The organism is Herbidospora galbida (genome assembly GCF_005233835.1).
GTDB classification, from domain to species: domain Bacteria; phylum Actinomycetota; class Actinomycetes; order Streptosporangiales; family Streptosporangiaceae; genus Herbidospora; species Herbidospora galbida.
On record NZ_SZQA01000054.1, the window covers coordinates 1 to 13513 of the forward strand.

Below are 13513 nucleotides of genomic sequence, written 5' to 3' on the forward strand. Positions count from 1 at the left end.
GGCCCCGGCGCGCACCCCTGACCACACTCGCGACGGCCGAGGTCGACGGCCGGGCCGTCGCGGTCGGCGGCGCACCCGGGCGGCGCACCCGGGTCTGGGACCTGCGCACCGGCGCGGACCTGGGCACCCTCGGCGAGGCGGGCCGGGCCGTCGCCGCCGTCGGCCACCGGGCCGTGACCTGCTCCTCCCACGGCGTGGTGCAGGTCTGGGACCTGCGCACCCTGCGCGGCACCCCGCTTCCCGGCCCTCCCCGGGTGGGGGCGGTCGCCCTCGCGGGGGACGGCGTCTTCTACGCGTGGGAGGAGGGCATGTTCCTCGCCGCGGAGAACCTGGCCGACGGCGGATCTCTGCCGCTGAGGCACCCGCTTCCCTCACCCGGGGTCTCGGCGATCACCACGGTCCCCGGGGCCGTGGTCACCGCCTGGTGGCGGGACGGCGCGCTCAGGGTCCACGATCTGGAGACGGGGGAACGCCGCGTGCTGCCGGGCCACACCGGTCCCGTCTACACGCTGGCCTCTGAGGACGGCACCGTCGTCAGCGGCGGGCTCGACGGCCTGATCGGGATCTGGGACGTGGCGACCGGGGCGTCGCGGTCGATCGTGTCGCCCTGCGCCGTCGACGCGCTCACCGTCGGCGCGGGCCGGATCTTCGCGTGCGGGGCAGACGGCGTCACCCGGCTCTTCGATCTCGGCACCGGGGAACCCCTCGGAGGCCTGCCCACCGGGGTGGCGCACGCGATCGACGTACACGACCAGACGGTTCTCGTCGGCGGAGCCGACCTGCGGGTCTGGGACCTGCGCGGGCGGACGGGCCGGCGGCTGCGCGGGCACGCGGGCGCGGTGACGGCGGTGGCGCTGCGCGGCGGCCGGGCCGTCTCGGGCGGGTGGGATCACACGCTCCGGACGTGGGACCTGCGCACCGGCGCGGAGGTCGCGCCGCCGGTCACCTTCCCCTGGCCGGTCTCCGCGCTCGCCTGGCACCACACCGGGCGGCTCGCGGCCGGGACGTCGTGGGAGGTCGTGGTGCTCGAACCGTCAGAGCACTGACACGTGGACGTGGTCGTAGTGGTTGGCGGTCGCACTGCCGCGGTTGGCCATCATCTTGCCGGGGGCGCCGGTGCGGATGTCGTAGTACTTCTGCTGCCAGATGACGTACATGATGCCGAGGGCGCGGCCGTTGGTGATGCACCACTGGAGCAGGGCGTCGCCGCGGGCCTTGTTCGCGCCGGAGGCCATGCTGCCGCCGCCGGACATCATGAAGTCGCAGGCCCGGCCCTTGCCGTGTTCGCCGAAGTCGCCGGGACGCAGGCACCCCACGCCGTAGGGCATCGGGAACTGGGCCTGGATCGCGTTGCGGATGCTGACCATGCGGGCGGTGAGGCCGGTGCCGGCATCGGGGGTCTGGAAGCCGAACTTGGCCAGCAGCTTCTCGACGTCGCGCTGCTTGGCCTTGAGCTCCTTGATGTCCTTCTCGAGCTGGTCGACCTTCTGGTCGGCCTCTTTGGCGGCCTGCTTCTGCCGGTCGATGAGCCGCTGGACGTTGCCGAGCCGCTCGATCTTCTCGCTCGACAGGTAGGAGAGGGTGGCCGCGTTGCCGGGGTCGGACGACATCGAGAAGATGCTGACGGTGTCGAGGCCGCCGCCCATGTAGGAGGTCTGCGCGAACTGGATCGCCCGGCGTTCGGCCGCGCCGAGGTCGCGCCGCAGCTTCTTGACCCGCGCGTCGGCCCTCTCGGCGGCCTTCTTGGTGTCGTCGAGGGTGGCGATCTCGCCCCGGTATGCCTTCTGCAGGTCGGCGGCCTGTTTGGTCAGCTTGTTCAGCCGGGCCTGCCGGTCGGGTTCGGCGGCCGTGGGCGACACGCAGAGGGAGAGCAGGAGACCGGAGACGACGAGAGCCACGAGTGCCCGCCGCATGTGTCCCTCCCCTCCCAGTCGGACCGAAACTATAGAAGGCGATCTTGGGGGTCGCCACCCGAACCAGGGAACCCATGCGCCTTTAACGAAGATTCGTCCATTTTGTATGGGACGAGATGATGCGCGAGGACTGTCCCATCCTTGCCAAGCCCTCACAGAACATGATTCGGTCGGGTGCGGCAGACCTTATGGAGGTGCATTCCATGATCCAGCACGAGACGCTCTTCATCGGCGGCGACTGGGTTTCCCCGGCGGGCACCGGCACGATCGACGTGGTCTCCCCCCACACGGAGGAGATCGTCGGCAGGGTCCCAGAAGGCACCCCGGCCGACCTCGACCGGGCCGTCGCCGCCGCGCGGCAGGCCTTCGACCACGGCCCCTGGCCGCGCCTGACGATGGCCGAGCGGGCCGAGGCGCTGGGCCGCCTGGCCGGGCTCTACGCGGCCCGCGCCGCCGAGCTCGCCGACCTGATCACCCTGGAGATGGGCTCGCCCATCTCCTTCTCCCACTTCGGCCAGGTCGGCCCGCCGACCGGGATCCTCCAGTGGTACGCCGACCTCGGCAGGACCTTCCAGGTCGAAGAGCAGCGGCCGGGCATGTTCGGCGCGATCACCGTCCGCCGGGAGCCGGTGGGCGTGGTGGCGGCCGTCGTGCCGTGGAACGTCCCGCAGTTCGTCATCATGACCAAGCTCGCCCCGGCCCTGCTCGCGGGCTGCACGGTCGTGGTCAAGCCCGCGCCGGAGACCCCGCTCGACAGCTACATCCTGGCCGAGGTGATCCGCGAGGCGGAGATCCCGCCGGGCGTGGTCAACATCGTCGCGGCCGGGCGCGAGGCCGGCGAGCACCTGATCTCCCACCCGGGGATCGACAAGGTCGCCTTCACCGGCTCGACGGCCGCCGGGCGGCGCATCGCCTCGATCTGCGGCGAGCAGCTCAAGCGGGTCAGCCTGGAACTGGGCGGCAAGTCGGCCGCGATCATCCTCGACGACTGCGACCTGCCCTCGGCGATGGGCATGTTCTCCATCGCCGCCCTGCTCAACAGCGGCCAGGCCTGCGTGGCGCAGACCCGGATCCTGGCCAGCCGCAGCCGCTACGACGAGGTCGTGCAGGCGGTCGCCGAGATGGCCGCCGGGCAGCAGGTCGGCGACCCCGCCGACCCGGCCACCGGCATCGGCCCGATGGTCGCCAAGCGCCAGCAGGAACGGGTGGAGGACTACATCCGCATCGGCCTCGACGAGGGCGCCAAGGCCGTCGTCGGCGGCCTCGACCGCCCCTTCGACCGGGGCTGGTACGTCGCCCCCACGGTCTTCGCCAACGCCACCAACGACATGCGGATCGCCCGCGAGGAGATCTTCGGCCCGGTCCTGACGGTGATCCCGTACGACGACGAGGCCGACGCCGTGCGGATCGCCAACGACAGCGACTACGGCCTGTCGGGCAGCGTGTGGACCGCCGACGTCGACCACGGGATGGACATCGCCCGGCAGGTCCGCACCGGCACCTACGGCGTCAACATGATGAACCCGCTGGAGAGCGGCACCCCGTTCGGCGGCTTCAAGGCCAGCGGCATCGGCCGCGAACTCGGGCCGGAAGGGCTGGCGGGCTACCTGGAGTACAAGAGCATCGCCCGGCTGGGCTGAAGCGAGACGCGGACGGCCGAAGGACGGCCGTGGCTCGCGCTCGGAATCCGCCTTGAGGACAGGGTCACCCGGGAGGGTGCCCAACGCGCCCCCGCGACGCTGGGCCCCTCCCGCACCTTCATGTAGACGACGCCTGCGCCGATTTGGTTCGCGCGAAAATCCATTCTTCGATGCGCCGGATCAGATGGGCGCTCGCGGCGTTCTCGGCGTGCCCGAAACCGGGCTCGACCCAGAGCTCCTTCGGCTCGTTCGCGCAGGCGTAGAGCTGCTCGGCGTGCTCCAGGGGGAAGAACGCGTCGCTGTCGCCGTGGACGACCAACAGCGGCGTCGGGGACACCAGCGGCGCCGCCTCGTGGGGCGCGAGCGGGATCGGGTCCCAGGCGCCGACCTTGATCCGGGTGCGCTTGGCCAGCCGGGCGGCCAGCCGCCCCGACCTGCGCTCGATCGCCCAGTGGACCGTCCGCATCGGGCGGGTGCCCCGGTAGTACCACCGCGCCGGGCCGCTCACCGCGACCACCGCGTCGACGCCTCGGTTGAGCGCGGCGTGCCGGACGGCCACCGCGGCCCCCATCGAGAAGCCGACGGTCACCACCTTGGCGTAGTGGGCACGCGCGTGGCGTACGGCCGCGTCGAGGTCGAGGACCTCCAGGTCGCCGACGGTGCTCAGCCCCGAGGAGCGGCCGTGCCCCCGGAAGTCGAACGCGATCACCCCGGCCCGCCGCGCGAAGGCGGCGGCGATCCGCCGGTTGGCCGGGGAACGCCAGCTCCCGGTGAAGCCGTGGGCCAGCACGATCCCGAGTTCACCGTCGCCGGGCAGGTGCGCCGCGTCGATCCGGACACCGTCAGGAGTGCGCAACATGGCCCCATAGATCATGGGGGCAACATTACGACGCTGTGAATTGTCGCCCTCTTGCGGGCGGCAGGCTCGGAGCGGTAATGGCGATCAACTAAAATGGGAAGGTCGCGCCTTTGCGCGGCCGAACGCGTCTCCCGATCGGGAGCGAGACGCGGCACCGCCCCGACGACCAGAGCGAGACTCAACTATGCCTATGAACAGCCGCGACGACCTGCGGAACCTCGCGATCATCGCGCACGTCGACCATGGCAAGACGACGCTCGTCGACGCCATGCTGTGGCAGTCCGGGGCGTTCCGCGCCAATCAGGACGTCGACGACCGGGTCATGGACTCCAACGACCTGGAGCGCGAGAAGGGGATCACCATCCTCGCGAAGAACACCGCCGTGAAGCACGGCGGTGTCACCCTCAACATCATCGACACGCCCGGCCACGCCGACTTCGGCGGCGAGGTCGAGCGCGGCCTGTCGATGGTCGACGGCGTGGTCCTGCTGGTCGACGCCTCCGAGGGCCCGCTGCCCCAGACCCGCTTCGTGCTCCGCAAGGCCCTGTCGGCCAAGATGCCGGTCATCCTGTGCATCAACAAGGTCGACCGCCCCGACGCCCGCATCGCCGAGGTCGTCGACGAGGTCTACGAGCTCTTCATGGACCTCGACGCCACCGAGGAGCAGATCGACTTCCCGATCGTCTACGCGTCGGCCAAGGCCGGCCGCGCCTCGCTGACCCGCCCGGCCGACGGCGGCATGCCCGACGAGGAGAACCTCGAGCCGCTGTTCGAGACGATCTTCAAGACGATCCCGGCCCCGGTCTACGACCCGGTCGCCCCGCTCCAGGCCCACGTCACCAACCTCGACGCGTCCAGCTACCTGGGCCGCATCGCGCTGTGCCGGATCCACCAGGGTGAGATCAAGAAGGGCCAGCAGGTCGCCTGGTGCCGCACCGACGGCTCGATCCAGCGGGTGAAGATCACCGAGCTGCTGATGACCGACGCGCTGGAGCGCAAGCCGGCCGACTCGGCGGGCCCCGGCGACATCATCGCCATCGCCGGCATCCCCGAGATCATGATCGGTGAGACCCTCGCCGACCCCGAAGACCCGCGCCCGCTGCCGCTGATCACGGTCGACGAGCCCGCGATCTCGATGACCATCGGCACCAACACCTCGCCGCTGGTCGGCCGGGTCAAGGGCAGCAAGGTCACCGCCCGCATGGTCAAGGACCGGCTCGACAAGGAGCTCGTCGGCAACGTGTCGCTGCGCGTCCTGCCGACCGAGCGGCCCGACTCGTGGGAGGTCCAGGGCCGAGGCGAGCTCGCGCTGGCCATCCTGGTCGAGCAGATGCGCCGCGAGGGCTACGAGCTGACCGTCGGCAAGCCCCAGGTGGTCACCAAGGAGATCGACGGCAAGCGCCACGAGCCCGTCGAGCGCCTCACCGTCGACTGCCCCGAGGAATACCTGGGCGCGATCACCCAGCTCCTGGCCGTCCGCAAGGGCCGCATGGAGCACATGACCAACCACGGCACCGGCTGGATCCGGATGGAGTTCATCGTCCCGGCCCGCGGCCTGATCGGCTTCCGCACCGAGTTCCTCACCGAGACCCGCGGCACCGGCCTCGTCCATCACGTCTTCGAGGCCTACGAGCCGTGGTTCGGCGAGCTGCGCACCCGCAACAACGGCTCCCTGGTCGCCGACCGCTCGGGCCCGGTCACCGCGTTCGCGATGACCAACCTCCAGGAGCGCGGCGTGCTGTTCGTCGGCCCCGGCACCGAGGTGTACGAAGGCATGATCGTCGGCGAGAACTCGCGCAGCGACGACATGGACGTCAACATCACCAAGGAGAAGAAGCTCACCAACATGCGGTCCTCGACCGCCGACGTCACCGAGACGCTCATCCCGCCGCGCCAGCTCTCGCTGGAGCAGGCGCTCGAGTTCATCCGCGACGACGAGTGCGTCGAGATCACCCCCGAGACGGTGCGCATCCGCAAGGTCGTGCTCGACGCCTCCACCCGTGGCCGGACGGCCGCGCGGGCCAAGCGCGCCAACTAATCAAGAGAGGCCGCTTCGGCCTTTCTCCGTGCGAGCCTCCACCCTCTGTGCTTGCCTAGTCACGCAGAGTTGTGATTTGAGGGGGAGGCTCGCATGCCGGGCAAGGTTCATCTCGCGCTCGCCGGAGCGCTGCTCACGGGTGTCGGCGTCATCGGGGCCACGACGGTCGCCGAGGCCGGGCCCTGGAGCCGGGGCCGCTCGATCGCGCTCCACGACGCCGCCGGCACCCGCGTGGGCACCGTCGTGGTGCAGCGCAGAGGCGTCACCAAGATCCGGGTGGGGGTCCAGGTCAGGGGGCTGGCGCCGGGCTTCCACGGGTTCCACGTCCACACCACGGGCGTCTGCGACCCCAAGGCGGTCGATCCGGCGACCGGCCAGGCGACCCCGTTCTTCTCCGCCGGCGGCCATCTCGACGTCGCCAGGGCCGCCGGGGAGCCCGACACGACCGTCCTGCCGCTGCCGGTCGCGCCGCACGACCACGGCGACCACGCGGGCGACCTGCCGCCGCTGCTGGCCGGGGAGGACGGCGTGGCCGCCGCGTCGTTCATCACCGACCGGTTCAAGATCAGCAGGCTCACCGACGCCGACGGCGCCGCGTTCGTCGTGCACGCGCTGCCCGACAACCTCGCCCACATCCCCGAGCGCTACGGCGCGGCCGACGCCGCCACCCTGCGCACCGGCGACGCGGGCGGGCGGGTGGCCTGCGGCGTCCTGCGCTGATCGAACTCGCTGATTGAACTGCAAGTCAGTCACAAGGCCCCGGCGCGATCCTCGGAGCATGAGAATCGTCAGCGGGGGAACCTACGCGGCGCTCGTGGGCGCCTGGGCGTTGATCGCCCTACTCGTCATCGTGATCGGCTAGCTCAGCCGTACGCGCAGCCAGTCGACCAGCGGGGTGAGCTCGCGCCAGGCGGCGCGCACCCGCTGGGTCACCTCGGCGGTGTGGAACCAGGGGTCGGGCTCGAAGCGGTGACCCGCGTAGAGAGTCCGGTGCTTCATCAGTTCGATCCGGGGGTGGTCGAGGGAGACGCCACGGGGGCGCGTCTTCACTCGGTCACCCTCGATCGCGTAACGGCCGGGCAGCTCGGCCACGATCTTCTCCAGCTCGCCGCCGTGGTCGTCGTCGTCGACGGCGGCGCGGAAGCGGTGGGTCATCTCGCCCGACGCCCACCAGCCGCCGGCGACGTAGAGGCCGTCGGCGTCGACCTGGACGTAGTAGCCGACGCCGTCGAGCTTGGCCACATAGGCGCCCTGGTGGTCTTTGTAGGGCGTCTTGTCCTTGGAGAACCGGACGTCACGGTAGGGGCGGAAGACGTGAGGTTCGCCGAACTCGTCCGCCAGCTCGGCCATCAGCTCCTGCATGGGGGCTTTGACGGCGCTGTCGTAGAGGTGCTTGTTGGCGGTCCAGTAGGCCTTGCTGTTGTCGGCGATCAGCCCTTCGTAGAACAGCAGCGCCTCGTCGGGGAACCCGGTGAATGCCATTGGCCCACTTTATTCAGGCCGGTTGTCGAAGTACTTCTTGCCCGGGGCCATCTCGCCGAAGAGCTCGCTGATGGTGACGTACACGTAGCCCTTCTTGTCGAGCGCGTCGAGCAGGCGCGGCACCGACCGGACGGTCGACTCGTGGATGTCGTGCAGCAGGATCACCTCGCCGGGCTTGGCCGTGGCCGTCCGCCGGACGATGCGGTCGGGCTTGCGGACCAGCCAGTCCTGGGTGTCGACGCTCCAGATGATCTGGGCCAGCCCGTGGACCTTGCTGACCTCGCCGACCATCTTGCTGGTCGCGCCGTAGGGCGGGCGCATGGTGCGCATGCGCACTCCGGTGATCTTGCGGACGACCTGCTGGGTGCGGGCCAGCTGCCGGTCGACGCCGTGGCGCGACAGGCCCGAGAGCATGGCGTGGTCCCACGAGTGGTTGCCCAGCTCGTGGCCCTCGGCGACCATGCGCTTCAGCACCGGCGCCGACTCGGGCGTGACCAGCTTGCCGAGCACGTAGAAGGTCGCCTTGGCCTGGTGGCGGGCCAGGTGGTTGAGCACCTTGCCGGTCTCGGCGCCGGGCCCGTCGTCGAAGGTCAGCGCGACGCACTTGGCCTTGGCGCAGTCGACCCGCCGGATCGGCGGGAACGGCACCCGGGGGAAGTCGGGCTGCGCGAGCGTCAGCTTGCGGTTCAGCAGATCGGGGTCGGGGGTCTTCGCGTGTACCGGTGGCGTGTTCACCATGACACAGACGGTGACCGCCAACAGCCGCAGAAATCCCCGCATATTTCGTCCCCCCAGACGTCGAAGGGGGTTATGGATGGTCGTCCACGGTTTCCCCCCGCAGGACCTCGTTCTGGTCCTCCCACCAGGGCGGCACTTCCTTGATCAACCCGGCGTGCCGCCGGGCCACCCGGACGGCGCACCCGCGCGGATCATCTCCTGGGTGCCGACATCGGGAGGCACCTTCCCACCAGCGGAAACAGCCATCGCGATAGACGACCACCAGGCCGATCCACACACAGAGCGTAGCGTCGTCGCCCAGTTCGTAGGCGCCGTTCACGCCGAGTTCGATCAAGTCCGAATGCAGTTTTTGTATAGCTGCGCGGGACTCACTCACCGGGGCAACCTCCAGGACGAGACGCGCACATTGGTGGATGTACCCAAATTTGGGACACCGCGATGCAACGGCATGGAGTAATCATGGGACTCCATCCCGTCATCACGCAGGCATATTCCCCCCAAGGTTGCGCGTCCCGGGAAGTTCCTGCTGTATTCGGTTTATTGTCGCTTCCTGACGCATTGTCACGACGCAAGACGCTTGTTACGTTCATCCCCGTGCAGGCCGAACGGGGAAGTCGCGGTGCGGTGGCCTTCACGCACCTTGCTGTGCCATATGGGACGAGTGAGGAATACCTCCGGCTGGTGTTGCCGGCCCTCATCGACGGGTTGCGGCGGGGCGACCGCATCCTGTTGGTGGCTCCGGAGGAGAACCTCGACCTGGTCCGCGCTCATCTGGGCGCCGACGCGTCCCGCATCCGCTCCATCAGAAGCCAGGACTGGTACGGCCATCCGGCCCGCGTCCTGGCCGAATACTTCGACTACGCCCGCCGGGGCGGTCCGTCGCTGTTCGTCGGGGAGCCCACGTGGCGCACGCCCCGCGACGCGGCCGAATGGGCCAGGGTGGAGGCGATCGTCAACATCGTCTGCGCCTCCCTGAAGGGCGCGGCGCTGTGCGTCTACCGGCGCCCCGCCGAGGACGCCCTGCGGACCCACCCCCGCTACCTCGACATGGCCGGGGAGCACCGCAGCGGCGTGTACGTCCCCCCGCAGCGCATGAACTGGAACCCGCCGCCCTTCCCGGCCCCGCCGGACGGCGCCCGGGTAATGGAGTTCGACCTGCCGACCGTCCGCGACATGCGGTCGTTCGTCCGGACCACCGCCACCGAGGCGGGCCTGAGCGACGAGGCGGCCGGCTCGCTGGTCCTGGCGGCGGCCGAGATCGCCGCCAACGCGGTCGAGCACGGCGCCGGGCACGGCACGGTGACGATCTGGACGGCCGGCACCGACCTGGTGTGCGAGATCACCAACCCCGACGGGGGCGGGATCGAGGTCGAGTTCCCCGGCTACATCCCGCCGGAGCAGGAGTCGCTGCGGGGCTACGGCCTGTGGATCAGCCGCCAGCTGTGCGACCTGATGGAGGTCCAGACGACCGGCCGGGAGTCGCGCATCCGCCTCCACATGGCGATGGCCTAGGGCTCCCAGTCGAGGACCCCGTCGACCACCTGCGGCTGCCACCAGCCGGGCGGCCGGTTCTGCTCCAGTGCGTCGGCGATCTTCTCGAGCAGCTCCAGGTGCGAGCCGATCCGGACACCGCCCGCCTCGAAGGTCATCGACCCCTCGTGGTCCATGTCGCCGACGTCCCGGACGACCGAGTCGACGATCAGGTGGTTGCCCATCCCGTCCTCCCCGATGGGGATCATGCGCCCGTCCCACCAGTCGTCGCGCGGCCCGGCGACGTCCTGGTCCTCGAGGTCGCAGAGCCCTCGCCAGATCTCCTCGATCCGGCCGACCGGCACGAGGTGGTTGAGCATGACCCCCAGCCCTCCGTCGTGGCGCAGCAGCGAGGCCTTCAGCTCGTCCGGGAACCGCAGCCCCATCACGGCCTCCGCCTTGGCGATCTTCCGGGGATCGGCCGGGCCGTTCAGGCCGTCGTGGGACGCGGGCGCGTTCTCCTTGAGCCACGCCTCGATCCGCCGCCACTGGCGGTTCACCTGCCGGGTCGTCCTCTTCGCGGGCCGGACGACCGCCGCCCGCCCCTGCTCGGGGGCGCAGTCGGCGTCGGGTCCCGTGACCAGCGCGGGGGTGAGATCCTCCTGCGCCACGGTGCCGAAGATCTGGTCGTCTTCGTCCGACGTCCAGGAGCACTCGTAGAACACGCACTCGTACCGGGGGGCCGACGGCGCCTGGGGCTTGTCGAAGACGACGTACACGAGCAGCTGCCCCAGCGCGGCCACGACGGCGAGCACCAGCCCCGCGACCGCCCAGCGCGGCAGCGGTCGGCGCGGTTTCGGCACCCTCACGTCGGTGGGCCGCCCCAGGATCGGCTCCGGCGGCCAGGGGGCCGGGGTCTCGTCCACCGGCTCCGGCACGACGGGTTCCGGCGGCCGGGGACGCCGCAGGAAGAACACCACGGCCACGGTCGCCGCGACCGTGGCCGAAAAGAGGATCAACGCCCGGGGCGTGAGAAATCGCCGCACGCCCGGCAGGCTATACCGGGCGGCGATCTTCAAAAGCCGCCAGATTACGACAATCTCAAAATGTCAGTGGTGCGCGACACAATCGCGGGATGACCTATTTCCTCATCTCGTTCCCCAGCGCCGCCATGGTCCTCACCGAAGAAGAATTTCCCGACGTGGTCCGCGACTCCCACGCCGTCATCCAGGAGGCCAAAGACGCGGGTGTGTACGTCTTCGGCGGCGGAATAGACGAGGCCGTCGACCCCGTCCTCGTGGCCGCCGACGGCACGGTGACGAAAGAGACCACGAAGCTCGACGGCGGCTACACCGTCCTCGACCTGCCCTCCCATGAGGCGGCGCTGGAGTGGGCGCAAAAAATCGCCGTCTCCTGCCGCTGCCCTCAGGAGGTCCGGGCCTTCCAGTACGACCCGCACTCCTGACGCCCGCGGGCCGGTCGTCAGATCAGGCGGCCAGCGCCTCGCGCACGACGCCCTCCTCGCGGGCGTAGCCCTCGAGCATCCCCCGCAGCTGACGCCGTCCCCGGTGCAGCCGCGACATCACGGTGCCGATGGGGGTCCCCATCCGGTCGGCGATCTCCTTGTAGGCGAACCCCTCGACGTCGGCGAGGTAGACCGCCACCCGGAACTCCTCGGGCAGCGAGCGCAGGGCGTTCATCACGACGTTGTCGGGCAGCGAGTCGAGCGCCTCGTTCTCCGCCGAGCGCAGCCCCGTCGAGGTGTGCGACTCGGCGGCGGCGAGCTGCCAGTCTTCGATCTCCTCGGCGGCCGACAGCTTCGGCGAGCGCTGCTTCTTGCGGTAGTCGTTGATGAAGTTGTTGGTCAGGATCCGGTGGAGCCAGGCCTTGAGGTTGGTGCCCTCACGGAACTGGTGGTAGGAGGTGAACGCCTTGGTCACGGTCTCCTGTACGAGATCTTCGGCGTCGGCCGGGTTGCGGGTGAGTCGCATGGCTGACGCGTAGAGCTGGCTGGTCACCGGCACGACGTCGCGCTCGAACCAGGCCTGACGCTGCTCGTCGGTCATCGAGATCATGTCATCCCCCCTGCTGAACTCTCCCCCGTTACCCGTCCGATGGTGATCCATGCGGGTTGGGCGGATCCCGTCGTCATCGTTTCAACCGGCCCGTAAGTCGGGCGTTAGGCGGCGCATCGGCGGGCGTGGCATCGGTCACACGCAAGCCGGACAGGTCTCATTATCGTAACACCGAACCCCCTATCCGTCGTAAAATGTGTCAAACCACACTCACTACAGTGGGCCACATGAAACACGTGGACCGGCACGACCCCGCCACGCGGACCTGGGTGAACGACGCCATCCGTGCCGTCGAGGCCGACGCCAACCGCAGTTGCGACACCCATCTCCACGTCTTTCCTCTCCCGCCCTCGTGGGGCGTGGACCTCTATCTGAAAGACGAGTCGGTCCACCCGACCGGTTCACTCAAACACCGGCTGGCCCGCTCCCTCTTCCTTTACGGCCTGTCCAATGGCTGGATCGGCCCCAGCACCACGATCATCGAGGCCTCCTCCGGGTCGACCGCGGTCAGCGAGGCATACTTCGCCAGGCTCCTGGGTCTGCCCTTCATCGCGGTGATCCCAGCCACCACTTCGCCCGAGAAACGGGAGATCATCGAGTTCTACGGCGGCAAGTGCCACCTGGTCGACGACCCGGGGAAGATCTACGAAGAGTCGGCCCGCCTGGCCCTGGAGACCGGCGGCCACTACATGGACCAGTTCACCTACGCCGAGCGGGCCACCGACTGGCGCGGCAACAACAACATCGCCGAGAGCATCTACGAGCAGATGGCGATGGAGAGGTTTCCCGTGCCGGCCTGGATCGTGGTCGGCGCAGGAACGGGCGGCACCTCCGCCACGATCGGCCGCTACATCCGCTACCGCCGCCACTCGACCCGGCTGTGCGTGGCCGACCCGGAGGGCTCGTCGTTCTACCCGTCGTGGGTGACGGGCGCCGCCCACCCCGGCAAGCCCTCCCGCATCGAGGGCATCGGCCGGCCGCGCGTGGAACCGTCGTTCCTGCCGATGGTGATCGACCGCATGACCTCCGTGCCCGACGCGACCTCGATCGCCGCGATGCGCTGGGTCAACGAGGTCACCCACCACCAGGTGGGCGCCTCGACCGGCACCAGCGTGGCGGCCGCCATGGAGATCATCCGCGAGATGCGCAGCCACGGCATCAGGGGCAGCGTCGTGACGCTGATCTGCGACAGCTCCAGCCGCTACAAGGGGACGTACGAGAAGGACGCCTGGCTGAAGAAGAACGGCATCGACATCACCCCGGCCCTGGAGGAGTTCCGGGCCCTCTTCCGTCGGTGA

The 13513-nt window shown here is 69.8% G+C and carries 14 protein-coding genes; 7 read left to right on the forward strand and 7 right to left on the reverse strand.

The window, feature by feature from the left end:
• The coding region (locus tag FDA94_RS35140; RefSeq protein WP_425460197.1) for a WD40 repeat domain-containing protein at window positions 1-1046 on the forward strand (1046 nt) is incomplete at its 5' end.
• Here the strand turns inward: FDA94_RS35140 and FDA94_RS35145 are convergent.
• Window positions 1035-1913 (reverse strand): coiled-coil domain-containing protein, encoded by an 879-nt coding sequence (locus FDA94_RS35145; RefSeq protein ID WP_137251361.1) that lies wholly within the window; start codon window positions 1911-1913, stop codon window positions 1035-1037. The two genes, FDA94_RS35140 and FDA94_RS35145, sit on opposite strands and share 12 nt — an antisense overlap.
• Before the next feature lie 203 nt (window positions 1914-2116).
• Here FDA94_RS35145 and FDA94_RS35150 point away from each other — a divergent pair, with 203 nt between their 5' ends.
• Window positions 2117-3553, forward strand: coding sequence for an aldehyde dehydrogenase (locus FDA94_RS35150; RefSeq protein ID WP_137251362.1), 1437 nt, complete (start codon window positions 2117-2119; stop codon window positions 3551-3553).
• A gap of 118 nt (window positions 3554-3671) precedes the next feature.
• Here FDA94_RS35150 and FDA94_RS35155 read toward each other — a convergent pair whose 3' ends face one another.
• On the reverse strand, window positions 3672-4427 hold the full coding sequence (locus FDA94_RS35155; protein WP_246060330.1) for an alpha/beta hydrolase: 756 nt from the start codon (window positions 4425-4427) through the stop codon (window positions 3672-3674).
• A gap of 169 nt (window positions 4428-4596) precedes the next feature.
• Here FDA94_RS35155 and typA point away from each other — a divergent pair, with 169 nt between their 5' ends.
• Window positions 4597-6450 carry a translational GTPase TypA gene (gene typA / locus FDA94_RS35160; RefSeq protein WP_137251363.1) on the forward strand — a complete coding sequence of 618 codons (1854 nt, stop codon included), beginning with the start codon at window positions 4597-4599 and terminating at the stop codon, window positions 6448-6450.
• 93 nt (window positions 6451-6543) lie between these two features.
• Window positions 6544-7170, forward strand: a complete 627-nt coding sequence (locus FDA94_RS35165) for a superoxide dismutase family protein (RefSeq protein ID WP_137251364.1) — start codon at window positions 6544-6546, stop codon at window positions 7168-7170.
• A gap of 138 nt (window positions 7171-7308) precedes the next feature.
• Here the strand turns inward: FDA94_RS35165 and FDA94_RS35170 are convergent, their stop codons facing one another.
• From FDA94_RS35170 to FDA94_RS35180, 3 genes are all read right to left on the reverse strand, one after another.
• Complete coding sequence (locus tag FDA94_RS35170) at window positions 7309-7932, reverse strand: DUF2461 domain-containing protein (RefSeq protein ID WP_137251365.1); 624 nt, start codon at window positions 7930-7932, stop codon at window positions 7309-7311.
• Window positions 7933-7941: 9 nt separating this feature from the next.
• The gene (locus FDA94_RS35175) at window positions 7942-8670 is read right to left on the reverse strand and encodes a polysaccharide deacetylase family protein (protein WP_137251366.1); all 729 of its coding nucleotides are present in this window, start codon (window positions 8668-8670) and stop codon (window positions 7942-7944) included.
• A 70-nt stretch (window positions 8671-8740) separates the two neighbouring features.
• A complete protein-coding gene (locus FDA94_RS35180) occupies window positions 8741-9046 on the reverse strand; it encodes a hypothetical protein (protein WP_081898921.1) in 306 nt (101 codons plus the stop codon).
• A gap of 83 nt (window positions 9047-9129) precedes the next feature.
• Between FDA94_RS35180 and FDA94_RS35185 the strand changes: the two genes are divergently transcribed.
• Window positions 9130-10182, forward strand: a complete 1053-nt coding sequence (locus tag FDA94_RS35185) for an anti-sigma factor RsbA family regulatory protein (RefSeq protein WP_281286682.1) — start codon at window positions 9130-9132, stop codon at window positions 10180-10182.
• On the opposite strand, the gene FDA94_RS35190 is transcribed toward FDA94_RS35185, so the two are convergent.
• Complete coding sequence (locus FDA94_RS35190; RefSeq protein ID WP_137251368.1) at window positions 10179-11186, reverse strand: SMI1/KNR4 family protein; 1008 nt, start codon at window positions 11184-11186, stop codon at window positions 10179-10181. The two genes, FDA94_RS35185 and FDA94_RS35190, sit on opposite strands and share 4 nt — an antisense overlap.
• An 89-nt stretch (window positions 11187-11275) precedes the next feature.
• Here FDA94_RS35190 and FDA94_RS35195 point away from each other — a divergent pair, with 89 nt between their 5' ends.
• A complete protein-coding gene (locus FDA94_RS35195; protein ID WP_137251369.1) occupies window positions 11276-11605 on the forward strand; it encodes a YciI family protein in 330 nt (109 codons plus the stop codon).
• A gap of 22 nt (window positions 11606-11627) precedes the next feature.
• Here FDA94_RS35195 and FDA94_RS35200 read toward each other — a convergent pair whose 3' ends face one another.
• Window positions 11628-12215, reverse strand: a complete 588-nt coding sequence (locus tag FDA94_RS35200) for a sigma-70 family RNA polymerase sigma factor (protein ID WP_137251370.1) — start codon at window positions 12213-12215, stop codon at window positions 11628-11630.
• A gap of 227 nt (window positions 12216-12442) precedes the next feature.
• On the opposite strand from FDA94_RS35200, the gene FDA94_RS35205 reads away from it, so the two are divergent.
• Window positions 12443-13513, forward strand: coding sequence for a PLP-dependent cysteine synthase family protein (locus FDA94_RS35205; protein WP_137251371.1), 1071 nt, complete (start codon window positions 12443-12445; stop codon window positions 13511-13513).